This is a genomic window from Siculibacillus lacustris (assembly GCF_004328075.1).
Lineage (GTDB): Bacteria > Pseudomonadota > Alphaproteobacteria > Rhizobiales > Ancalomicrobiaceae > Siculibacillus > Siculibacillus lacustris.
Genome location: NZ_SJFN01000007.1, coordinates 72322 through 93007 on the forward strand (window position 1 = coordinate 72322; position 20686 = coordinate 93007).

General features: G+C 68.6%; 19 protein-coding genes. 12 read left to right on the forward strand and 7 right to left on the reverse strand.

Features of this window, described 5'->3' with window-relative positions:
* Positions 1–95: 95 nt before the first annotated feature.
* Positions 96–800: a glutathione S-transferase N-terminal domain-containing protein gene (locus tag EYW49_RS06420; protein ID WP_131307381.1), complete on the forward strand. Its 705-nt coding sequence runs from the start codon at positions 96–98 to the stop codon at positions 798–800.
* A 56-nt stretch (positions 801–856) separates the two neighbouring features.
* Here EYW49_RS06420 and EYW49_RS06425 read toward each other — a convergent pair whose 3' ends face one another.
* Complete coding sequence (locus EYW49_RS06425; RefSeq protein ID WP_131307383.1) at positions 857–1936, reverse strand: mannonate dehydratase; 1080 nt, start codon at positions 1934–1936, stop codon at positions 857–859.
* A gap of 412 nt (positions 1937–2348) precedes the next feature.
* Here EYW49_RS06425 and EYW49_RS06430 point away from each other — a divergent pair, with 412 nt between their 5' ends.
* From EYW49_RS06430 to EYW49_RS06445, 4 genes are all read left to right on the forward strand, one after another.
* Complete coding sequence (locus EYW49_RS06430; protein ID WP_165498153.1) at positions 2349–3680, forward strand: ABC transporter substrate-binding protein; 1332 nt, start codon at positions 2349–2351, stop codon at positions 3678–3680.
* Positions 3681–3705: 25 nt separating this feature from the next.
* Positions 3706–4647 carry a carbohydrate ABC transporter permease gene (locus tag EYW49_RS06435; RefSeq protein ID WP_131307387.1) on the forward strand — a complete coding sequence of 314 codons (942 nt, stop codon included), beginning with the start codon at positions 3706–3708 and terminating at the stop codon, positions 4645–4647.
* A gap of 1 nt (position 4648) precedes the next feature.
* On the forward strand, positions 4649–5473 hold the full coding sequence (locus EYW49_RS06440) for a carbohydrate ABC transporter permease (protein WP_131307389.1): 825 nt from the start codon (positions 4649–4651) through the stop codon (positions 5471–5473).
* A gap of 78 nt (positions 5474–5551) precedes the next feature.
* A complete protein-coding gene (locus EYW49_RS06445; RefSeq protein ID WP_131307391.1) occupies positions 5552–6649 on the forward strand; it encodes an ABC transporter ATP-binding protein in 1098 nt (365 codons plus the stop codon).
* 39 nt (positions 6650–6688) lie between these two features.
* Here EYW49_RS06445 and EYW49_RS06450 read toward each other — a convergent pair whose 3' ends face one another.
* The 4 genes from EYW49_RS06450 to EYW49_RS06465 all read right to left on the reverse strand — a co-directional run bounded on the left by EYW49_RS06450 (position 6689) and on the right by EYW49_RS06465 (position 11109).
* On the reverse strand, positions 6689–7453 hold the full coding sequence (locus EYW49_RS06450) for an SDR family NAD(P)-dependent oxidoreductase (protein ID WP_131307392.1): 765 nt from the start codon (positions 7451–7453) through the stop codon (positions 6689–6691).
* A 49-nt stretch (positions 7454–7502) separates the two neighbouring features.
* On the reverse strand, positions 7503–8210 hold the full coding sequence (locus EYW49_RS06455; RefSeq protein ID WP_206365401.1) for a GntR family transcriptional regulator: 708 nt from the start codon (positions 8208–8210) through the stop codon (positions 7503–7505).
* Positions 8211–8243: 33 nt separating this feature from the next.
* A complete protein-coding gene (locus EYW49_RS06460) occupies positions 8244–9380 on the reverse strand; it encodes a mandelate racemase/muconate lactonizing enzyme family protein (protein WP_131307394.1) in 1137 nt (378 codons plus the stop codon).
* Between the two features lie 823 nt (positions 9381–10203).
* Positions 10204–11109, reverse strand: coding sequence for a LysR family transcriptional regulator (locus tag EYW49_RS06465; protein WP_131307396.1), 906 nt, complete (start codon positions 11107–11109; stop codon positions 10204–10206).
* Positions 11110–11232: 123 nt separating this feature from the next.
* Between EYW49_RS06465 and EYW49_RS06470 the strand changes: the two genes are divergently transcribed.
* Positions 11233–11937, forward strand: a complete 705-nt coding sequence (locus tag EYW49_RS06470) for a pirin family protein (protein WP_131307398.1) — start codon at positions 11233–11235, stop codon at positions 11935–11937.
* Positions 11938–11984: 47 nt separating this feature from the next.
* Here EYW49_RS06470 and EYW49_RS06475 read toward each other — a convergent pair whose 3' ends face one another.
* A complete protein-coding gene (locus EYW49_RS06475) occupies positions 11985–13208 on the reverse strand; it encodes an acetylornithine transaminase (RefSeq protein ID WP_131307400.1) in 1224 nt (407 codons plus the stop codon).
* A gap of 325 nt (positions 13209–13533) precedes the next feature.
* Here EYW49_RS06475 and EYW49_RS06480 point away from each other — a divergent pair, with 325 nt between their 5' ends.
* The 4 genes from EYW49_RS06480 to EYW49_RS06495 all read left to right on the forward strand — a co-directional run bounded on the left by EYW49_RS06480 (position 13534) and on the right by EYW49_RS06495 (position 17927).
* Complete coding sequence (locus EYW49_RS06480) at positions 13534–15039, forward strand: xylulokinase (protein WP_165498154.1); 1506 nt, start codon at positions 13534–13536, stop codon at positions 15037–15039.
* A 169-nt stretch (positions 15040–15208) separates the two neighbouring features.
* Positions 15209–16183 carry an ABC transporter permease gene (locus EYW49_RS06485; protein WP_131307404.1) on the forward strand — a complete coding sequence of 325 codons (975 nt, stop codon included), beginning with the start codon at positions 15209–15211 and terminating at the stop codon, positions 16181–16183.
* Positions 16184–16200: 17 nt separating this feature from the next.
* Positions 16201–17166: a sugar ABC transporter substrate-binding protein gene (locus EYW49_RS06490; RefSeq protein WP_131307406.1), complete on the forward strand. Its 966-nt coding sequence runs from the start codon at positions 16201–16203 to the stop codon at positions 17164–17166.
* Complete coding sequence (locus EYW49_RS06495; RefSeq protein WP_131307408.1) at positions 17166–17927, forward strand: ATP-binding cassette domain-containing protein; 762 nt, start codon at positions 17166–17168, stop codon at positions 17925–17927. The genes EYW49_RS06490 and EYW49_RS06495 overlap by 1 nt, the downstream gene beginning before the upstream one ends.
* 27 nt (positions 17928–17954) lie before the next feature.
* Here EYW49_RS06495 and EYW49_RS06500 read toward each other — a convergent pair whose 3' ends face one another.
* Positions 17955–18392 (reverse strand): Lrp/AsnC family transcriptional regulator, encoded by a 438-nt coding sequence (locus EYW49_RS06500; RefSeq protein WP_131307410.1) that lies wholly within the window; start codon positions 18390–18392, stop codon positions 17955–17957.
* A gap of 127 nt (positions 18393–18519) precedes the next feature.
* Here EYW49_RS06500 and rocF point away from each other — a divergent pair, with 127 nt between their 5' ends.
* Positions 18520–19449, forward strand: a complete 930-nt coding sequence (rocF, locus tag EYW49_RS06505; RefSeq protein ID WP_131307412.1) for an arginase — start codon at positions 18520–18522, stop codon at positions 19447–19449.
* Entirely contained in the window at positions 19446–20507 is a 1062-nt protein-coding gene (locus EYW49_RS06510; protein WP_131307414.1) for an ornithine cyclodeaminase, read from the forward strand. Before rocF ends, EYW49_RS06510 begins: the two co-directional genes overlap by 4 nt.
* Positions 20508–20686: the final 179 nt, after the last annotated feature.

Consider the following 20686-nt stretch of genomic DNA (forward strand, 5'->3'; position numbering starts at 1 on the left):
CGGACGAAAGTCGCTTGGTCTCCCGATCGGGACAGGCCATTCTCATCGCCGACTCTCATCGCCGACGCCCAACCCGCTCGACCCGAGGATCCGACATGACCGATCTGTCCGCCTTCCCGATCACGCAGCGCTGGCCCGCCGCGCATCCCGACCATCTCCAGCTCTATTCGACCCCGACCCCCAACGGGGTGAAGGTGTCGATCATGCTCGAGGAGATCGGCCTTCCCTACGAGCCCCATCGCATCGACATCGGCCGCAACGAGACCTGGACCGAGCCGTTCCTGTCGCTGAATCCCAACGGCAAGATCCCGGCGATCCTCGACCCCGACGGCCCGGAAGGCCGGCCCTTCGGCCTGTTCGAATCCGGGGCGATCCTGCTCTATCTCGCCGAGAAGAGCGGCCGCTTCCTGCCGGCGTCGGCCGCCGGGCGGATGGAGACGATCCAGTGGGTGATGTTCCAGATGGCGGCGATCGGGCCGATGTTCGGGCAGCTCGGGTTCTTCCACAAGTTCGCCGGCCGCGAGTACGAGGACAAGCGGCCGCTCAAGCGCTACACCGACGAGACCATCCGCCTGCTCGGGGTGCTCGACGGCCGGCTGGCGAAACGCGCCTGGCTGATGGGTGACGACTACACCATCGCCGACATCGCCACGCTCGGCTGGGTGCGCAATCTGATCGGCTTCTACGGTGCCGGCGAACTGGTCGGCTGGGGGCGCTGGCCGGCGGTCGAGCGCTGGCTCGCCGCCGGTCTCGCCCGCCCGGCGGTCGTCCGCGGCCTGGAGATCCCCGCGGCGCCGTGATCCGGCGATCCTCGGACGACGGCGCGGCCCCCGCCCCGGCGGCGGGCCGCTTCGCCTCAGCCGGCTTCGGCGACCGCGATCATCGCCCGGAGATAGCCCAGCGAAAAGGCCTTGCCGACGTGCCAGGGCGCCGGCGAGGTCACCATCGGGGTGTGATCGGGGATGATCACGCCGTCGAAGCCGTGTTTCTGCAGGATCCGGAAGACCCGGAGCACGTCGATCTGGCCCTCGTCGATGAACACCTCGGTGTAGGTCGGCACGGTGCCCACGACGTTGCGCATGTGGAGATAGGCGAGCGCGCCCTGCCGCGCGTAGGTCTCCAGCCAGTCGTAGAGATCGTGGCCGCCGGCCATCTCCGACAGGGTCCCGACGCAGCATTCGATGGCGTTGGCGGGACTGGGGACGAGGTCGAGGACCCGCTGATACATCGGGATTTCGTAGACCAGCCGCGGGGCCTGCCGGACCATCGGGAACGGTGGATCATCGGGGTGGAGCGCCAGCCGGACCCCGGCGGCCTCGGCCACCGGCACCACCTCGCGGAGGAACCACGCCAGCCGGTCCCACAGCTCGGCATGGGTGGTCGCCGGCATCACCCCGGTGCCGAGGAGGTCGGGGTCGTAGACCATGTTCCACACCATGCCGGCGGGGATCGGCGTCTGGTCGGTGCCGCCGCGGGCGCCGACGGTCTCGGCGCCGCCGCGGGCCTCGAGGCCGGTCGCCCGCCCGGCGACCCCGGCGAGGCTGAAGTTGTAGCCCATCACCGGGATGCCGACCCGGCCGAGGTTGCGGATCAGCTGCTTGATCGCTTCGACCTGCGCCTCCTTGCGCGGGCCGTCGAGGAGGATGTCGTACCAGACGCCGGGATCGAAGTTCTCGATCGCCGCCCAGATCAGGCCGGCGGCCTCGATCCGCGCCTTGATCGTCGCGAGCTCGTCGACGCTCCAGACGTCGCGGACGCGGGTGACGCCCCAGCCGCCGGAGCTGCCGATCGGCTGGGAATCGCCCGTGCCGGCCTGATCGCCCTGCGCGAAATAGTCGACCAGATGGACGACGATGTGGGTGCAGCCGAGTTGGCGCGCATAGGCGAGGTTGTCGTCGGTCAGCTGGTGCCGATAGAGGCCGAGTCCCAGTTTCATCGCTTCCTCCGAGGTCCATGCCTTCGAGGCGTTTCCTGCGCCGCCCGTGGCCGGATGTCTTGTTCGCCCAGGACATCGGCCTGCGGCGGTTCGCCGCAGACGCCGAGTCGGCCGGCGGTGTCGTCGTGGTGCTCAGAAGGCGTATACTAGACGACTAGTACATTAGTTTGCATCGTCGACATCGAAGACCGACCGCCTCGGAGACCGTTCCGAGATCGCCTCGGAAGTCGATTTTGGCTTTGCCGAACAACGATTTCGCTGCCGACCCCGGCACCGAGATCAACCCAGGGCTGACGTTCGGAGGGCGTTCTCGGCACGGCCGATCGAGTTGCAAGACCCCAACTCTTGACATATGTTCTCGACAACAACAGGCCCCCACTCGAAGGGAGCCGGTACGACGGGAGGGAATACCATGAAGCGTCGCAGTGTGCTCCTCGGCGGGGCGGCCTTGGCGTTGACCGGATTGACCTCGGTGGGGCGCGGCCCTGCCCAGGCGGCCGACACCACCGCCGGGCGGTTGTCGATCTGGCTCGGCTACGGTGAGACCGCGCCGGCCTTCAAGGCGGCGCTGCCGGCCTTCAAGGCGCTCTACCCCAACGTCGAAGTCGAGTTGCTGTCCTTCGACCTGCACGAATACGAGGCCAAGCTGTCGGTCGCGGTGCCGACCGGCAACGGCCCCGACATCCTGACCCTGCACGACTACATCTTCCCCCACTACTACGACGGCGATGCGCTCGACGACGTGCCGGCGGATCTCGCCAAGGTGGTCGACGACCCCAAGATCATCGATCCGGTGTTCAAGGACGTGTGCTCGCGCGACGGCAAGCCGTGGGGCGTGCCGTGGTGGAAGGGCAGCCGGGCGTTCTTCTACAACGTCGATCACTTCAAGGAAGCCGGCCTCGACGGGCCGCCGAAGACCCTGAAGGAGATGTGGGACTATTCCGAGAAGCTGACCAAGAAGGCGCCCGACGGCACCATCACCCGCGCCGGCATCACCCTGCGCCTGACCGAGGGCTCCGGTGGTCTGCAGAAGTTCTCCGACCACTACTACGCCTCGACCGGCCACCAGATCCTCGAGGCCGGCCCCAAGCCCGGCACCGTGCGGGTGACGCTCAAGGACAAGGACAATCTCGAAGCCGGCACCAAGCTGCTGCTCGACTACGTCGCGCATCTGCACGGCCCCAAGAAGGTCGACGACTGGGCGCTGAAGCACGACACGCAGGGCTTCGCCAACGGGCTGGCCTCGATGCTGTTCCGTGAGGACTGGGCGGTCGCGTTCATCCGCAAGAACGGCCCGGACGTGAAGTTCGCCACCGCGCCGCTGCCGCGCGACAAGGCCTGGGGCAACTTCCATCTGGTCGAGATCCTGTCGGTCAACAAGACCTCGAAGATGAAGAAGCCGGCCTGGGATCTGATCCGCCTGCTCCAGGAACAGCAGTATCTCGACATCGTGCTGCAGCAGAGCGGCTGGGTGCCGCTGCGGATGGACCGCGACTTCTCCGCCTTCCTGAGCAAGAACCCGGAATACAAGGCCTTCCTCGAGCCGACCCCGGGCTATCAGGCCTATCTGGAGCCCCCGAACGTCGCCTATGTCGAGGCCACCGCGCGCACCGGCGACGTGATCCTCGCGGGCTTCCGCGACGCCTCGCTGCTCGACAACCCGGAAGGGGCGAAGGCGGTGCTGTTCAAGGCCTATGACACGGCCGCGAACATCCTGAAGCGCTCCGGCATCTTCGCGCCTTGATCGACAGACCCGACGGAGGACGGCGATGAGCGACGTGATCCTGCCACCGCAGCCTTCGTCGCTGCCTGCGCGCCTGGCCCGTGGCTGGGCGCGCATGAAGCGCAACCACATCGGATTCGTGATCTGCGCGCTCGGCCCGGTGCTGGCACTGTTCGTGGTGATCCGCATCTATCCGATCGCCGAGACGATCCGGCTGTCGTTCTACGACTACCACATCACCCGGCGGTCCAATCCCTTCGTCGGGCTCGGCAACTACGCCTATCTGTTCGAAGACGGGCCGTTCCACGAGGCGCTGGTCAACACCATCCTGTTCTCGATGCTGGCGGTGGTGGCGACGCTGCTCCTGGCACTCGCCTGTGCGATCCTGTTGCGCAGCATCGAGAAGGCGGCGCCGATCTACGAACTGCTGTTCTACATCCCGGTGGTGACGCCCTGGGTGCCGGCCTCGGTGATCTGGAAATGGATCTTCGACCCGACCTTCGGGGCGCTCAACTACGCGCTGTCGTTCTTCGGCGTGGCGCGGCTCGGCTGGCTGCAGGATCCGACGCTGATCCTGTTCGCGCTGGTCGCCGTCTCGGTGTGGAAGATGGTCGGCTATTTCGTGGTGATCTTCGGGGTCGGCCTGCGCGCCATCCCCGAGGAACTCCTGGAAGCCGCCGATCTCGACGGGGCGACCGCCTGGCGCAAGCTGACGCGGATCGTGCTGCCGCTGATGCGGCCGATCATCCTGTTCAGCGTCGTCACCTGCACCATCATCAACTTCAACGTCTTCGCCCCGGTCTACGTGCTGACCGCCTCTTCGCAGGGGGCGCCGGCCTACGACTTCAAGGTGTTGGTCGGTGAGATCTACTCGAACGGCTTCGTCTATTACCACATGGGCTATGCCGGCGCCCAATGCGTGGTGCTGCTGTTGTTCGTGATGTCGCTGCTGATCGTCCAGTTCCTGGCGTTCCGGGAGAAGAAGTGACATGTTCCGAGAACGCTCCGTCCGTATCGCCGCCTGGATCTCCTGCTCCTTTCTGGCGCTGTTCACCGTGGTGCCGGTGCTGTGGATCGTCGCGACCGCGTTCAAGACGGCGGCCGAGATCAACGCCTGGCCGCCGACCTTCCTGCCGAGCGCGCCGACCTGGGCGAATTTCGACGAGATCATCTATCACACCGAATTCCCGCGCTACATTCTCAACACGATCCTGGTTTCGACCGTCTCGACGGTCTGCATCATGATCACGTCGAGCATCGCCGGGTTCGTCTTCGCCAAATACAAGTTCCCGTTCCGCGGCCTGATCTTCATGGTGCTGCTGGCCAGCGCGACGATCCCGCTCGAAGCCTATATGATCCCCGTCTACATCATGGTGTTCAAGCTGAAGATGCTCAACACCTTCGCGGCGCTGATCCTGCCGCTGACGATCATGACCTTCGGCGTGTTCTTCATGCGTCAGGTGATCATGGGCATCCCGGACGAACTGTTGGAAGCGGCGCGGATCGACGGGGCCAGCGAGTTCTGGATCTATCTGCGGATCATCCTCAACTTGAGCAAGAACGGGTTGATGGCGATCGGCGTGTTCGCCTTCACCCAGGCCTGGGCCAACTTCATGTGGCCGCTGGTGGTGGTCTCGACCGGCGACATGTACACCACGGAACTCGGCCTCGCGGTCTATCAACGCGCCTTCTACACCGAATACGGTCCGATCGCGGCCGGCGCGGTCATCAGCATCGTGCCGATGCTGATCGTCTTCGTGGCGCTGCGGCGGCACATCATGGCGGGGATCGCGACCTCGGGCATGAAGGGCTGACGGCGCAGACCGCCGCGGGCCTCTCGCGCCCCGCGATTCGGCGCCGCACCGACACAGAGAAGAATTCAGGGGGGCCGCATGGCTGGCGTTTCGATCCGCAAGGTAGTCAAGGTCTACGAGGGCAAGTTCCAGGCGGTCAAGGCGATCGACCTGGAGGTCGCCGAGGACGAATTCGTCGTCCTGGTCGGGCCGTCGGGTTGCGGCAAGTCGACGACGCTCAGGATGGTCGCGGGTCTCGAGGAGATCTCGGCCGGCGAGATCTGGATCGGCGACAAACTGGTCAACGACGTGCTGCCGCGCGAGCGCGACATCGCCATGGTGTTCCAGAACTACGCGCTCTATCCGCACATGTCGGTGTACGACAACATGGCCTTCGGGCTGCAGCAGCGCAAATATCCGCGCGAGGAGATCCAGAAGCGTGTCCAGCACGCCGCCGGCATCCTCGACATCACGGCGCTCCTCGACCGCAAGCCCAAGGCGCTGTCGGGCGGCCAGCGCCAGCGCGTCGCCATGGGGCGGGCGATCGTGCGCAATCCGAAGGTGTTCCTGTTCGACGAGCCGCTGTCCAACCTCGACGCCAAGCTGCGCGTGCAGATGCGCACCGAGATCAAGAAGCTGCATCAGACCATCGCCACCACCACCCTCTACGTCACCCACGATCAGGTCGAGGCGATGACGCTGGCCGACCGCGTGGTGGTGATGAACGCCGGGCGCATCGAGCAGGTCGGCGCGCCGCAGGAGCTCTACCACCATCCCGCCACCCGCTTCGTCGCCGGCTTCATCGGCTCGCCGGCGATGAACTTCCTCCCCGTCGATCTCTACGACGACGGCGGGCTGAAGCTGCGGCTGGCCGACGGCATCGTGCTGCCGGTGCCGGCGGCGCGGGTCGACCGCTACGGCCCCTACAAGGGCAAGGCGATGACCCTCGGTCTGCGCCCCGAGAACCTCACCGAGATCCATGACGTGGAGCGGCCCGGGGTCACCCGGATCGAGGCGCCGATCGACGTGGTCGAGCCGATGGGCAGCGAGATCCTGCTGCACTTCTTCATCGACGGCAAACCGCTGTGCGCCCGCATCGCACCCGACTGCGTGGTCACGCACGGCGAGCGCTTCGCGCTGGCCGCCGACCTCAACCAGATGCACCTGATCGACGACGAGTCCGGCCGGGTCGTGTGACCCGGCGCGGCGGCGTTTCCGTCGTGTCGTCGATCGCCGTCAGAAGCCGTGCAGCGCACCGCCGTCGGCGACGATGATGTGGCCGGTGACGTAGCGGGCGACGTCGGCGGCGAGATAGGTCATGGCCCAGCCGATGTCTTCGCCCTCACCGGTGCGCTTCATCGGGATGCGGCCCATGATCTTGTCGAGGCGGGCGGGATCGTTGGAGGTCGCCAGCCGGAACAGCGGCGTGTCGATCCAGCCGGGCGCGACGCCGTTGACGCGGATGCCCTTGGGCGCCAGTTCGGTCGCCATCGAGCGGATCATCCCGACATAGGCGGCCTTGGCGGCCGAGTAGCCGGCGACCATCGGCACCCCGAGGAACGAACTCATCGAAGCGGTGAACAGCACCGAGCCGCGGCCGGTCGTGGCCAGTTGCGGCAGGAAGGCCCGGGTCATGGCGAAGGCGCCGACCACGTGGACGTCGAGCACGCCGCGGAAGTCGGCGATGGTCATGTCCTCGATCGGCTTCTTGCAGGTGCCGCCGGCGTTGTTGACCAGGATCGACACCGGGCCGAAGGCCGCCTCGATCTCGGCCGCGAAGGCTTGCGCCCCGTCGGCATCGGCGACGTCGAAGGCCGCGACCGACGCGCCGGCCCCGAGTTCGCTCGCCGCGGCTTCGAGTTTGTCGGCGTCGCGACCGACCAGCACCACTTCGGCGCCGGCCTTGAGGAAGCACTGCGCGGTGGCGAGCCCCAGGCCGCTGCCGCCGCCGGTGATCAGGGCGCGATGGCCGGAGAGCGAAAAGGCCTGGGGGAACTCCATGGGGTCGTCTCCTGGGCGTGGCCGCGGTCGCGGGCCGCCCGATGGTCGGTCAGAGGAACATGTCGCGGCGTTTGGCGAAGATGGTCTCGCGGAAGGCCTCGAGCATCTTCAGATGGGCGATCAGGCGGTCGGTGGTGGCGGCGACGTCGTTGCGACGCAGCGCTTCGAGGATGTCGCGGTGCCAGACCAGGGCGGCGGCGTCGTGGTGGGCCTCCTGGAGCTCGACGAAGCGGACGCGGTTGAGGTGGGCGCGCATCTCGCCGATCACCGCGATCAGCGTGCGATTGCCGGCAAAGCGCAGGAAGGCGCCGTGGAACGCCTCGTCGTGGCGCATGAAGGCGAGGTAGTCCTGCGCGTCGACCGCCGCGGCCTGATCGGCGAGGATCGCCTCGACCTCGGCGAGCAGGGCCCGGCAGGCCGGATCGGCCTCGTCCCAGCGCCGCGCGACGTCGGCGAAGGCGGTCGCCTCGAGGCTCTCGCGCACCGCCTGGGCCTCGCGCACCTTGGCCGCCGACAGGAAGGAGACGCGGGCGCCGCGCTGGGGCAGCACCTGGAGGAGATCGTCGATCGCCAGGCGGAAGAAGGCGCGGCGCACCGGCGTGCGGCTGACGTCGAATTCGGCGGCGATCTCGTTCTCGAAGATCATCTTGCCCGGCAGATAGTCGAGCGAGATGATCCGCGTCCTGAGCTCGTCGTAGATGACGCCGTCCAGGGTCTGCCGTCCGGCGATCAGCTCCTCGGCCTTCATCCGCGTCATGCCCGGTCTCCTGCGATCGACGATCCGCCGAGCCTATTTGCTTCCGCCGGCAAACGCACGCTTCAGCGTCTGCGGATCGAGGCGGACCCGGTCGAGGGCGGCGCGGTCGAAGACGATGCCATGGCCGGGGCGCAGCGGCGGATGGCCCATCGCCCCCTCGACGACGATCGGCTCTTCGAGCAGGCCGAGTTCGGTGAAGCTGCCGCCGATGACGTTCTCCAGCATGAAGCCGTTGGAGACGCCGCAGAGCATGTGCAGCGACAGTTCCATCATGTAGTGGGGGGCGACCGGGCGGCCGAAGATCTGCGCCAGATGGGCGATCTTCAGCCATTCGGTGAGGCCGCCGACGAAGGCGACGTCGGCCTGGACGAAGTCGATGGCGTCGGCGCGCAGATAGTCGAGGAACTGGGCGCGGGAATGCAGGCTCTCGCCGAGCGCGATCGGCGTGCGGATCGCCCGCTTCAGCGCGACGTGGGCGGGGATGTCGTCGAACAGCAGCGGCTCCTCGATCCAGCCGAGACCGAGGCCGTCGATGCGGCCGGCCTTGACCAGGGCCTCGCGCGCCGACCATTTCTGATTGAGATCGACCAGCAGGCCGCCGCCGCGCCCGAGCCGCTCGCGCACCCGGACGATGCGCTCGACGTCGTCCTCGATGTCGGGGCGGCCGATCTTGATCTTCACGGTGCGATAGCCGCGGGCCATGTAGTCGTCGACACGGGCGAGCAGGTCCTCGACGGTGTCGTCGGCGGCGAGGTTGATCTCGCTGATGTAGGCGGGAATCGCCTCGCGGGTGCCGCCGAACAGGCGGTAGAGCGGCTGGCCGAGGAACTTGCCGACGAGGTCCCAGACGCCGACGTCGATCGCGGCGATGGCCATGGAATTGACGCCGACCCCGAGCCGGCGCGACTGGCGCTGCAGCTTCAGCCAGATGCGCTCGTAGTCGAGCGGGTCCATGCCGATCACCAGGGCGGCGAGGTAGTCCTCGACCAGCGCGGCGATCGAGGTGCCGCCGATGTCGACGGTGTAGCTGAAGCCGGTGCCGACCAGGCCGGTGTCGGTGACGAGTTCGACGACGACGAACTCCAGCCCCTGGACCTTGTTGGTGGCATCCTCCCACGGCACGCTCGGAGGCAGACGGTGGGCGGACGTCCTGACTTCCACGATCTTCATCGCCGAGCTCCCGATCACGGCCCGGTCGCGCCGGTCCGAGGCCGGTCATAGCACCTTGCGTACTTGGATCCAAGTCGGGAGCACGAGGGACGCGGGCTTCGCTCGAAGGTCGGACTCCGAGGCATGCGGCACGCACGGCCGACCTCCTGCGCCGGCCCGACCCTCGGCGTCATCCCCGGCCGGAGCCGGCCTGCCGGCGAAGGGGAACCGCGGCGGTGGCGAGGTACGGTGACCGGCGCGCCCGGGACGGCCTTCGGGTCCACGCCCCTCGCCCTGAGGCTCGACCGGGCGAGGGCGAGACGACGGGAATCGCCGCCTTTCAGAAGTAGCTGTTGACCCATACGAAAACAGCCGCAACGGAAAAGGTTTCCGCCAAGCAGTAGCCCTGATATTTGTTGAAAACCTGCAACTCTTCCTGCGGAATAAGGAAATATCTAAATACTATCAGCTTACATTTATCCGAATAGACCATATTGAATGTAAGTAAGAATACGAGAGCTCGCTCAAAATTCCAAATGCGTAATTTTTTCTTTATGAACCGTATGTTCACGGTCGTCGTCACGGCTATAATTATCGGCATGGCTAGGATAAATCTCAATGGTGCGTCGAAATCGCCCATTTCTGACTTCCTTCGAATATCAAATGTGCAACCCTTCATCGGAATGACGAAACAGGGCAGAGATGGACTCCCGCCGCGACAGCATGACCGAATCCGGAGACCGCACAACGGGGATTCGACAACGCTCGCGTAAGTTGATTGCGACTCATCGACGCCAGGGTCGCGGATCGGAGCGCATCGCTCCACGCCCCGCGCGCCAGTTCCTCAGAACCGGTCCCACGGCGGGCGCGGCCCGAAGCGGGCGACCAGGGCATCGATGAACACCCTGGTCTTGGCGGCGAGGTAGCGGTTGGGGGCGTAGAGGGCGTAGAGGCCGAGGTCCGGCGCCGGGAAGGCGTCGAGCACGGTCACCAGGCGGCCGGCGGCGACGTCGGGGCCGACCAGGAAGGTCGGCAGCAGGGTCAGGCCGCGGCCGGCGAGCGCGGCGACGCGCAGCACGTCGCCGTTGTTGGAACACATCGCGGCGCCGACCGCGACGTCGATCGCCGCGCCGTCACGGGTCAGGTGCCAGCGCGGCAGCGTCGTGGTGTGGCCGTAGGACAGGCAAGGCCGGTGGGCCAGATCCTCGGGCGACGCGGGCGTGCCGAAGCGGGCGAGATGGTCGGGGGATCCGACGATCACCCGCCGCACCGGCGCCAGACGGCGGGCGACGAGGCTCGAATCGGTCAATTGGGCGATCCGCACGGTGACGTCGACGCCCTCCTCGATCGGATCGACGAAGCGATCGCTGAGCGCCAGTTCGATCCTGAGATCCGGGTGGGTACCAATGATCTCGGCCACCGCCGGGGCCAGATGCAGCACCCCGAAGGACACCGGCGCGTTGATCTTCAACACGCCGCGGGGCTCGTCGTGGAGGCGCGAGACCCGGAGCTCGGTCTCCTCGACCCGGGCGACGATGTCGATACATTGTTCGTAATAGGCGAGCCCGGCTTCGGTCGGCGAGACCCGGCGGGTCGAACGATCGAGCAGGCGGGCGCCGAGGAGATGTTCGAGCTCCATCACCGCCTTGCTCACCGCCGAGCGGGTCAGCCCGAGACTGCGCGCGGCCTCGGCGTAGCTGCCGAGCGCAACGACCTTGGAAAAGGCGTTCATCGCTTCGAGCTTGTCCATGGATCGGTTCCAAATCGGATGCAGTCCGTGTCGAATAGTGACGATTGTCTCCGAAGGCCGCAAGCCCCAGATTGACGCTCACCGGGGCGGGATCGTCCGACCCCCAAACGAAACGAGGACACCATGACCTTCACGATCCGGAGAGCCGCCGATCGCGGCCGTGCGAACTTCGGCTGGCTGGACAGCCGCCACACCTTCTCCTTCGGCCACTACTACGACCCCGAACACATGGGCTTCGGCCCGCTGCGGGTGATCAACGACGACCGCGTCGCCCCCGGCGGCGGGTTCCCGACCCATCCCCATCAGGACATGGAGATCGTCTCCTACGTCCTCGACGGCGGATTGCAGCATCGCGACAGCCTCGGCACCGGTTCGGTGATCCGGCCGGGCGACGTGCAGCGCATGTCGGCGGGCACCGGCATCCGCCACAGCGAGTTCAACGCCTCGGGCGAGGAACCCGTCCACTTCCTGCAGATCTGGATCATTCCGGAAGAGGAAGGCATCGCCCCGAGCTATGAGCAGAAGGCCTTCGCCGCAGACGACAAGCGCGGCAAGCTGCGGCTGGTCGCCTCGCCCGAGGGCCGCGACGGCTCGGTGACCGTCCACGCCGACGTCGATCTCTACGCCACGGTGCTGGGGGCCGGCGAGGCCGTCGAGCACGCGATCGCGGCGGGACGCGGGGCGTGGATCCAGGTCGCCCGCGGCTCGGTGACCTTCGAAGGCGAGACGCTGCACGAGGGCGACGGTGTCGCGATCTCCGACGCCGGGTCGCTGCGGCTGGAAGGCATCGACGACGCCGAGGTGCTGCTGTTCGACATGGCACCGTGAGGCCTGCGGATGCGGATCCTGACGGGTCCGCATCCGACCGCCGTGATTCAGGCGCCGCGCGCCGCGCGGCCGCCGAGGATGTCGCGCAGAACCGCGTCGAGACCGTCGGCCATTTCGGCGATCTCGGCGTCGGTGACGTTCAGCGCCGGCATGAAGCGCAGGAGATGGGGCCGCGGGGCGTTGAGCAGCAGGCCGCGCCGCAAGGCTTCGTCGACCACGGCGGGAGCGATGTCGCAGCCGAGATCGAGCGCCCGCAACAAACCGCGCCCGCGCACTTCGCCGCCGCCGAGCCGGGCGTCGGCGATGCGGGTCAGGTGGCGCTGCAGCAGCTCGCCGGCCTTGGTCACCCGCGCCAGGAAGTCGGGCGCCGCGATGGTCGCCACCACCGCGTCGGCGACCGCCGTCATCAGCGGGTTGCCGTTGAAGGTGCCGCCCTGGTCGCCCGGCTCGAAGCAGCACACCGCGCGATCGGCGAGCAGCGCGGCGATCGGCACGCCGCCGCCCAGGCCCTTGCCGAGGGTCATGATGTCGGGGCGCACGCCGGCGTGCTCGAAGCCGAACATCTTGCCGGTCCGGCCCATGCCGGTCTGGACCTCGTCGAAGATCAGCAACAGGCCGCGCCGGGTGGTCAGCGCCCGCAGGGCGCGCAGGAAGTCGTCGTCGGCGACGACCACGCCGGCCTCACCCTGGATCGGCTCCAGCATCACCGCGACGGTGGCCGGGCCGAGGCAACGCTCGACCGAGGCGAGGTCGTTGAGCGTGGCCTTGGGGAAGCCCGGGACGCGCGGCTCGAACAATCCGTCCCATTTTTCCTTGCCCGAGGCGGACATGGTGGCGAGCGTGCGGCCGTGGAAGCCGTCGCGGAAGGTGACGATCTCGTGGGCGCCGGCGCGGAACTTGCCGCCCCATTTGCGCGCGAGCTTGATCGCCCCTTCGTTGGCTTCGGCGCCGCTGTTGGCGAAGAACACCGAATCGAGCCCGCTCACCGCGGCGAGCCGCGCCGCCAGATCGAGCTGCGGCCCGTTGTGGAAGGCCGGCGAGCAGTTGATCAGCCGCGCCGCCTGACGGGCCAGCGTGTCGACGATCTCCGGCGGGCAATGGCCGAGGGCGTTGACCGCCCAGCCCTGGACGAAATCGAGATAGCTCTTGCCGTCGCGATCGATCAGCCGCGAGCCACGGCCTTCGACGAAGACCACGGGAGGTTTCGGGCCGATGTCCATCAGGGCATCGGAGGGCGGGAAGGGGGACAAGGCGATGGGATGGGCGGTCATGGCGGCTCCTTTGCAAGGGAGGCGCGACGGGGACCGCTGCCGGACATAAAAAAGGCCCCCATCGCGCTCGATGGGGACCTCGGAGGCTTCGGCCGACCGATGGTCGCGCCTACACGTCCCGTTCCCGCCCGAGGGCGAAACGATCGGTGGAGGCGCGTCGGTTGGCGGTGCCGTGGGTCATGCGGCGTGGATAGCAGCGGACCGCGGGCCTGTCCAGAGGCGGGGTCGGTCGGCGCTGCGGCGCGCGCGGCGGGGTGGTCGGGCCGTGGCGAAATTCGTATGGTCCGGCCGGGCGGCGCGCGGGCCGACCCGCGGGGAGGCCGACGTGCCGACGGACAGGATACTCACCCTCGATCTCGGCGGATCGGGCCTCAAGGCCGGATTGTTCGCGCCCGACGGCACCCTGCAGGCGACCGCTTCGGTGCCGATGGCCTTCGACGAACCGCGCGAGGGGATCTCCGAGCAGGATCCGGCGGTGTGGTGGGCGGGGGCGCGGCAGGCGCTCTCCGAGATCGCCGCGGCCGCCGGGCCGGACTTCGATCGGGTGAGCGGCATCGCGATCTGCGGCTTCACCCGCACCCAGGTGCTGCTCGACGCGGAGGGCTGTGTGGTGCGCCCGGCGATCGGCTTTCGCGACGCCCGGGCGGGGGCGGAGGTCGCGGCGGCGCTGGCCCGGCCGGAGTTCGCGGCGCATCCGGCGGCGCGCCCCTTCAACGTGTTCCATCCGCTGGCGCGTCTGCTGTGGGTCGCCGCCCACGAGCCCGAGGTGTGGTCGAAGGTCGCCTGGGTCGTCGAGCCGAAGGATCATCTCAACTTCCGCCTGACCGGCCGCGTCGCTTCGGACGCCGTCTCGCAGCACTGGATGGCGATGGCGACCGCCGGCGGGTCGGACTCGCTCGCCGCACTCGCCGGGATCCGGCCGCCGGCTCTGCCGCCGCTGTTCGCCCCGCACGCGATCGTCGGGCGGGTGAGACCAAGCGACGATCCGGTCATGGCGCGGCTCGCCGGCGTGCCGGTGTTCTGCGGCGCCAACGACAGCTGGGCGGCGGCGGCGGGGCTGGGGGCGCTGGCACCGGGGCGGGCCTACGGCATCTCGGGATCGTCGGAAGTGTTCGGCCTGATCGCCGACCACGCGGCGGAAGCCGAGGGGCTCTTGACCCTGCCGTGGGGCGATGGGCTGTGGCAGATCGGCGGGCCGGGGCTCAACGGCGCCAATGCGCTCGCCTGGATCGTCGACCGTCTCGACCGCTCGGACCTGCCCTTCGAGGCGAAACTCGCGGGGTTGCTGGCAGGCCCGCGCCACGCCGCGCCGCTGCTGTTCCTGCCCTATCTCGTCGGCGAACGGACGCCGTTCTGGGACGGCGATCTGCGCGCCGCCTTCCTCGGCCTCGGCGCCGGCCACGGTCCGGCGGATCTGGTGCGGGCGGTGATGGAGGGGGTGGCGTTCCACGCCCGCCTGGTGCTCGAGCGCGCCGAAGCGGCGGTGGGGCGACGGGCGAGCGAAGTGCGGCTCGGCGGCGGCGGGGCGGCCAGTTCGGTGTGGAACCAGATCCGCGCCGACGGGATCGGGCGCGAGATCGTCGCCATGCCGCAGCGCCAGACCGGGCTCGCCGGTTGTTTCGCCGTGGCGCAGGTCGGGCTCGGGCTGGCGCCCGATCTCGCCGCGGCGATCGACGGCGCGGGGCTCGCCTTCGAGCGGTTCCGCCCCGATCCCGCCGCCGCGCGCCGCGCCGATCGGCTCCACGCGATCTTCCGCGAGTCCCAGGGCTTCGTCGCCGACGTCTCCCGGCGGCTGGCGGCGATCGACCGCGACCCGTCGGCGAGCGGCTGAGCGATCGCGCGTCTGCCCTGCCCGAGCGGGATCGACGGCGGCGAGGGCTTGCGCCGACGATCCCGCGATGCGAGTTTCGCGGCCGCCCGCCCGCGCCTCGGCGACGGCGCGCCCAGACCGGGCGCGACCGGCATCCGACCGAGGCCCCATCGACCCGGTGACCGACCGCATGACCGCGCTGCGACCCTTCCTGGCGACCTATGGCACGGCGCTCGCCGGCCTCGCCGTCGTCGTGGTCTTCGCGCTTCTGAAACCGGTGTTCCTGACCCCGGCCAATTTCGCGATCATCCTCAAGGAGACGGCGTTTCTCGGCATCCTGTCGCTCGGCTTCACGCTGGCGCTGGTCACCGCCGAGCTCGATCTGTCGATCGCCGAGGTCGCCAGCCTGTCGGCGGTGGTGACCGGGGCGCTGGTCCATGCCGGCTTCGGTGCGACGGTCGCCGTCGCCGCGGGGCTCTCGACCGGGCTCGTCTGCGGCGCGGCCAACGGGCTGGTGGTCACCCGGCTGCGGGTGCCGTCGCTGATCGCCACGCTCGGCATGGCGGCGATCGCCAAGGGCCTCGGCTTCATGATCACCCAGGGCGTGGCCTTCGTCGGGCGCTGGCCGGTGAGCTTCACCGGGCTCGCCCGCGGCTCGATCTTCGGCCTGTCGAATCTCGCCTGGTGGCTGGCGGGAACGGCGGCGGCCTGCTGGGTCCTGCTCGACTGGACGCGGATCGGCGCTCACTTGCGGGCCACCGGCGAGGCGGAAGAAGCGGCGCGGCTGGCGGGCGTGGCGACGGGTCGCATGAAGCGGGCGGGCCTGACGATGTGCGGCCTCGGCGCCGGTCTGACCGGCGTTCTGCTCGCCGCCAGCCTGTCGTCGGCGGCGCCGAACATGGCCGGCGACCATTTTCTCTACGCCATCGCCGCGGTTCTGCTCGGCATGACGATGTTCGAGCCGGGGCGGCCCAACGTGCCGGGCACGTTGGTCGCCGCCTTCTCGCTGAAGGCGCTCGGTAATGGACTCGTCTTGGTCGGCGCCGCCTATTACGTTCAGGACATCGTGCTGGGTCTGGTCATCGTCGCCTCGGTCGCCCTGTCGGCCGGTGCCCTCGGGCGGGCGGCCTTCGTCGAGAAACTGAATTTCAAACGGCCTTCGTGAGTCGGAGAACTACGCCCATGAACGAGATCACGCGTCGCGACCTGGTGGGAGGCGCCCTGGCGCTGTCGACCGTCGGCTTGGCCGGCACCGCCGCGGCGGCCGCCGGCTTCGAACTGGCGGTCGTCGCCTTCCAGATGTCGTCGGAGACCCATGCGCGGGTGGCCAATGCCGCCGCCGCGGCCGGCAAGGCCAAGGGCTGGTCGACGACGATCCTCAACTCCGAGGGCTCGCTGCCCAAGCACGCCGAACAGCTCGAGACGCTGATCCAGTCCAAGCCTTCGGCGATCATCGTGGCGATGGGCAAGCCGGTCGAGGCCGAGGAGCAGCTGAAGAAGGCCAAGGACGCCGGCATTCCGGTGGTGATGGTGATGTCCGGCGCCTCGCCGCACATCCTGTTCGACATCGAGGCCAACGAGTACAAGGTCGGCGCCGAGGCCGCGCTGTGGCTGCTCGGCCAGATGGGCTTCCAGGGCAAGATCCTCACCGAACGCTTCGACGGCAACGTCGGCACGCGCATCCGCGGCCGGGTGCTCGATGCGGTGCTCGCCGAGAACACCGGAGTCAAGGTGGTCGGCAGCCACGCCATGGCCCGCACTCAGTCGTGGCGCGACGACGTCCGCCAGGGGATGCAGACGCAGCTGCTCCAGCACGGCACCGAGATCGACGGACTTTGGGCCTCGTTCGACGGTCAGGCCTTCGTCATCGACGACATCCTCAAGGCGCAAGGGGTGAAGAAGGGCCAGATCAAGTTCGTGTCGATCGACGGCGGCGCCGAGACCTTCCGCCGCATCGCCGATCCGGACTCGCTGCTGATGGCCACCGTGGCGATCCCCTTCGAGGCGATGGGCAGCGGGGCGGTCGAGGCGCTCGACCGTATCGTCGTCAAGAAGGAGGCCAAGGCGGCGATCACCGCCGGACCCTACCTGTTCATGGACGCGACCCTGGTCGACGCCGTCAACGTCGCGCAGTTCCTCAAGCCGTGATGGCCGACACCGCCCCGTTCCTGTCGCTCACCGGCGTCACCAAGTCCTATGGACCGGTCGAGGCGCTGAAGGGCGTCGACCTCGACGTCCATGCGGGCGACGTGCTGGCGCTGGTCGGCGACAACGGGGCGGGCAAGTCGAGTCTGGTCAAGATCCTCGCCGGCGCCCATCCGCCGAGCGGCGGCGAGATCCGGCTGAAGGGCGAGCCGGTGCACTTCGCCTCACCCGGCGACGCGCTGCAGAAGGGCATCGCGACGATCTATCAGGACCTCGCGGTGGCGCCGCGGCTGTCGATCACCGAGAACATCTTTCTCGGCTCGGAACTGACGCGGACCATCCCCGGGCTGCCCGGCCTGCACCTGCTCGACAAGCGGCGGATGCGGCGTGAGGCCGGGGCCTTGCTCACCCGCCTGTCGGTCAACGTCGCCGACGCCGATACGCCGGTCGAGCGGCTGTCGGGCGGCCAGCGTCAGGCGGTGGCGCTGTCGCGGGCGCTGCGCTGGGACGCGCGGATGATCATCATGGACGAACCGACCGCGGCACTCGGCGTCCAGGAGACGCGGCTGGTGCTCGACCTGATCCGCCGCCTGCACGCCGAGGGCCGGACGGTGGTGCTGATCTCGCACAACATGGCCGACGTCTGCGCCGTGGCGACGCGGGTGGCGGTGCTCAAGGGCGGGCGCAAGGTGATCGATCGCGGCATCGACGGCGTCGACGCCGACCGGCTGGCGCACATGGTGATGACCGGCCGCGAAGGGTGACGGGGGCGACGACGCCCCCCTCCCCGCTCACAGCCGCGCGCGGGTGCTGCGCGGGGTGGCGAGCAGCAGCGTGGTCTCCGAGGCGGTGATGCCCGGCACCAGACGCAGGCGCCGCAGTACCGCGTCGAGATCGGTCAGGCTCTGGGCCGACAGTTCGACCACCAGATCCCAGCGGCCGTTGGTGGTGTGGATCGCCCCGATCTCGGGAAAACCGACCAGACCGTCGATCACCTTGTCGAGCATGCGGCCCTCGACCTCGATCATGGTCAGGCCGCGCACCGGCAGCGCCACCGCATCGGCCCGGAGCACCACGGTGTAGCCGAGGATGGTGCCGCTCGCCTCCAGCCGCTCGAGGCGGGCGCGGACGGTCGCCCGCGACAGGCCGAGCTCGAGGGCGAGATCGGAAATGCTGCGGCGCCCGTCATGGCGCAGGATGGACACCAGACGGCGGTCGAGATCGTCCATGGAGAGCGCTCCGATCAGGCAAATCGACCATATCGATAAGTCCTTTCGCGCTTTTTGCCAATATGATCCGTTCATTCCGCCACTGATGACGGTTAGCCTGAGGGTCCCTGAGCGGCGAGGACCCGAGATGATCGACACCTGCATCCTGATCGGCGCGCCGGTCGAAGCCGGCACCGGACGGCGCGGCGCCGACATGGGGGCGCGAGCCTTCCGCTGCGCCCGCCTCGCCGAGACGCTGAGCGACCTCGGCCTCGCGGTGCGCGACGCCGGCGCCCTGGCGATCGGCCCGGTGGCGCCGCGCGCCCATCCCAATGCGGCGATCCGCGACCTCGCCGAGATCGCCGCCTGGACCGAACTGATCGAGGCGACCGCCTATGCGGCCGCCGGCCAGGGCATGCCGATCTTCCTCGGTGGCGACCACAGTCTGTCGGCCGGCTCGATCGCCGGGATCAACCGCCGGGCGATCGAGGACGGCCGCGAGTTGTTCGTGCTGTGGCTCGACGCCCATCCCGACTTCCACACCCTCGAGTCGACCGAGAGCGGCAATCTGCACGGCGTGCCGATGGCCTATGTCACCGGCCGGCCGGGCTTCGAGGGCTTCTTCCCGCCGCTCGCCGCGCCGGTGAAGCCGGAGAACGTCTGCATGGTGGGCCTGCGCAGCGTCGATCCGGCCGAGCGGGCGGCGTTGGAGGCGGGGCGCATCACCGTCCACGACATGCGCGCCATCGACGAGACCGGCATCGGCCGGCTGGTCGGCGCCTTCTTGCGCGAGGTCGAAGCACGCGACGGGATCCTCCACGTCAGCTTCGACGTCGATTTTCTCGATCCCGAGATCGCCCCGGGGGTCGGCACCACGGTGCCGGGCGGGGCGACCTTCCGCGAGGCCCATCTGGTGATGGAGATGCTGCACGACTGCGGCCGGGTGCGCAGCCTCGACGTGGTCGAACTCAATCCCTTCCTCGACGATCGCGGCCGCACCGCCCTGCTGCTGGTCGATCTGATCGCCAGCCTGATGGGCCGGCGCATCCTCGATCGTCCGACCCGGAGTTGGTCATGACCCGTCGCCCCCTCAACCTGGTGCCCTTCGTCAGCGTCCACAACATGATGCGGCTGGTCAACGCGATCGGCGTCGAACGCTTCCTGACCGAGCTCGCGGGGTTCGTCGAGGACGATTTCCGCCGCTGGCCGGCCTTCGAGAAGACGCCGCGGCTCGCCTCCCATTCGATCGACGGGGTGATCGAACTGATGCCGACCAGCGACGGCACCACCTACGGCTTCAAATACGTCAACGGTCATCCGAAGAACATGCGCGAGGGTCGCCAGACGGTGACCGCCTTCGGCCTGCTCGCCGACGTCGCCACCGGCTATCCCGACCTCTTGTGCGAGATGACGATCCTGACCGCGCTCCGCACCGCCGCGACCTCCGCCGTCGCCGCCCGCCACCTCGCCCGACCCAACTCGCGCAACATGGCGATCATCGGCAACGGCGCGCAATCGGAGTTCCAGGCGGTGGCGTTCAAGGCGCTCGTCGGCATCGAGCGGGTGCGGCTCTACGACATCGACGCCTGGGCGAGCGCCAAATGCGCCGCCAACCTCGCCCGCCACGGCATCGCCGCGACGATCTGCGCCGACGTGGCGACGGCGGTCGAGGGCGCCGACATCGTCACCACGGTGACCGCCGACAAACAATGCGCGACCATCCTCACCGACAATCTGGTCGGTGCCGGTCAGCACATCAACGCGGTCGGCGGCGATTGCCCGGGCAAGACCGAGCTCCATCGCGACATCCTGCTGCGCTCCGACATCTTCGTCGAATATCCGCCGCAGACCCGCATCGAAGGCGAGATCCAGCAGCTTCCCCCCGACCATCCGGTCACGGAACTGTGGCGGGTGATCGCCGGCGAGGTGGCAGGGCGGCGCTCGGTCGACCGGGTGACGCTGTTCGATTCGGTCGGCTTCGCCATCGAGGACTTCGCGGCGCTGCGCTATGTGCGCTCGAAACTGGCGCTCGGCGGCTTCCACGAGGACCTCGATCTGCTCGCCGATCCCGACGAACCGCGCGATCTGTTCGGCATGTTGCACCGCTCGGCGATCCGCGAGGCGGTCTCGGCCTGAGGGCCGGTGCCGGCGCGCCCGGTCGCGGTGGAGCTCGAGTACATTCCGAGCCTGCCGACCGCCGAGGCCGAGCCCTAGGTTGCGCGACTGATCGAACGGCCGTTCCGGCGGCACCGGCGGCGTCGGATGCGCCGCCGCGGTCGACGGGTGACCGATCCCTTACGTAATGTGTCCCCTGC

Bases quoted from the DNA above. Each gene is read 5' to 3' on its own strand.
- EYW49_RS06445 (WP_131307391.1), top strand. From the start codon at position 5,552: ATGGCTGGCGTTTCGATCCGCAAGGTAGTCAAGGTCTACGAGGGCAAG.
- EYW49_RS06465 (WP_131307396.1), bottom strand. From the start codon at position 11,109: ATGGACAAGCTCGAAGCGATGAACGCCTTTTCCAAGGTCGTTGCGCTC.
- EYW49_RS06455 (WP_206365401.1), bottom strand. From the start codon at position 8,210: ATGACGCGGATGAAGGCCGAGGAGCTGATCGCCGGACGGCAGACCCTG.
- EYW49_RS06485 (WP_131307404.1), top strand. From the start codon at position 15,209: ATGACCGCGCTGCGACCCTTCCTGGCGACCTATGGCACGGCGCTCGCC.
- EYW49_RS06435 (WP_131307387.1), top strand. From the start codon at position 3,706: ATGAGCGACGTGATCCTGCCACCGCAGCCTTCGTCGCTGCCTGCGCGC.
- rocF (WP_131307412.1), top strand. From the start codon at position 18,520: ATGATCGACACCTGCATCCTGATCGGCGCGCCGGTCGAAGCCGGCACC.
- EYW49_RS06450 (WP_131307392.1), bottom strand. From the start codon at position 7,453: ATGGAGTTCCCCCAGGCCTTTTCGCTCTCCGGCCATCGCGCCCTGATC.
- EYW49_RS06425 (WP_131307383.1), bottom strand. From the start codon at position 1,936: ATGAAACTGGGACTCGGCCTCTATCGGCACCAGCTGACCGACGACAAC.
- EYW49_RS06495 (WP_131307408.1), top strand. From the start codon at position 17,166: ATGGCCGACACCGCCCCGTTCCTGTCGCTCACCGGCGTCACCAAGTCC.
- EYW49_RS06440 (WP_131307389.1), top strand. From the start codon at position 4,649: ATGTTCCGAGAACGCTCCGTCCGTATCGCCGCCTGGATCTCCTGCTCC.
- EYW49_RS06475 (WP_131307400.1), bottom strand. From the start codon at position 13,208: ATGACCGCCCATCCCATCGCCTTGTCCCCCTTCCCGCCCTCCGATGCC.
- EYW49_RS06470 (WP_131307398.1), top strand. From the start codon at position 11,233: ATGACCTTCACGATCCGGAGAGCCGCCGATCGCGGCCGTGCGAACTTC.
- EYW49_RS06430 (WP_165498153.1), top strand. From the start codon at position 2,349: ATGAAGCGTCGCAGTGTGCTCCTCGGCGGGGCGGCCTTGGCGTTGACC.
- EYW49_RS06420 (WP_131307381.1), top strand. From the start codon at position 96: ATGACCGATCTGTCCGCCTTCCCGATCACGCAGCGCTGGCCCGCCGCG.
- EYW49_RS06510 (WP_131307414.1), top strand. From the start codon at position 19,446: ATGACCCGTCGCCCCCTCAACCTGGTGCCCTTCGTCAGCGTCCACAAC.
- EYW49_RS06460 (WP_131307394.1), bottom strand. From the start codon at position 9,380: ATGAAGATCGTGGAAGTCAGGACGTCCGCCCACCGTCTGCCTCCGAGC.
- EYW49_RS06490 (WP_131307406.1), top strand. From the start codon at position 16,201: ATGAACGAGATCACGCGTCGCGACCTGGTGGGAGGCGCCCTGGCGCTG.
- EYW49_RS06500 (WP_131307410.1), bottom strand. From the start codon at position 18,392: ATGGACGATCTCGACCGCCGTCTGGTGTCCATCCTGCGCCATGACGGG.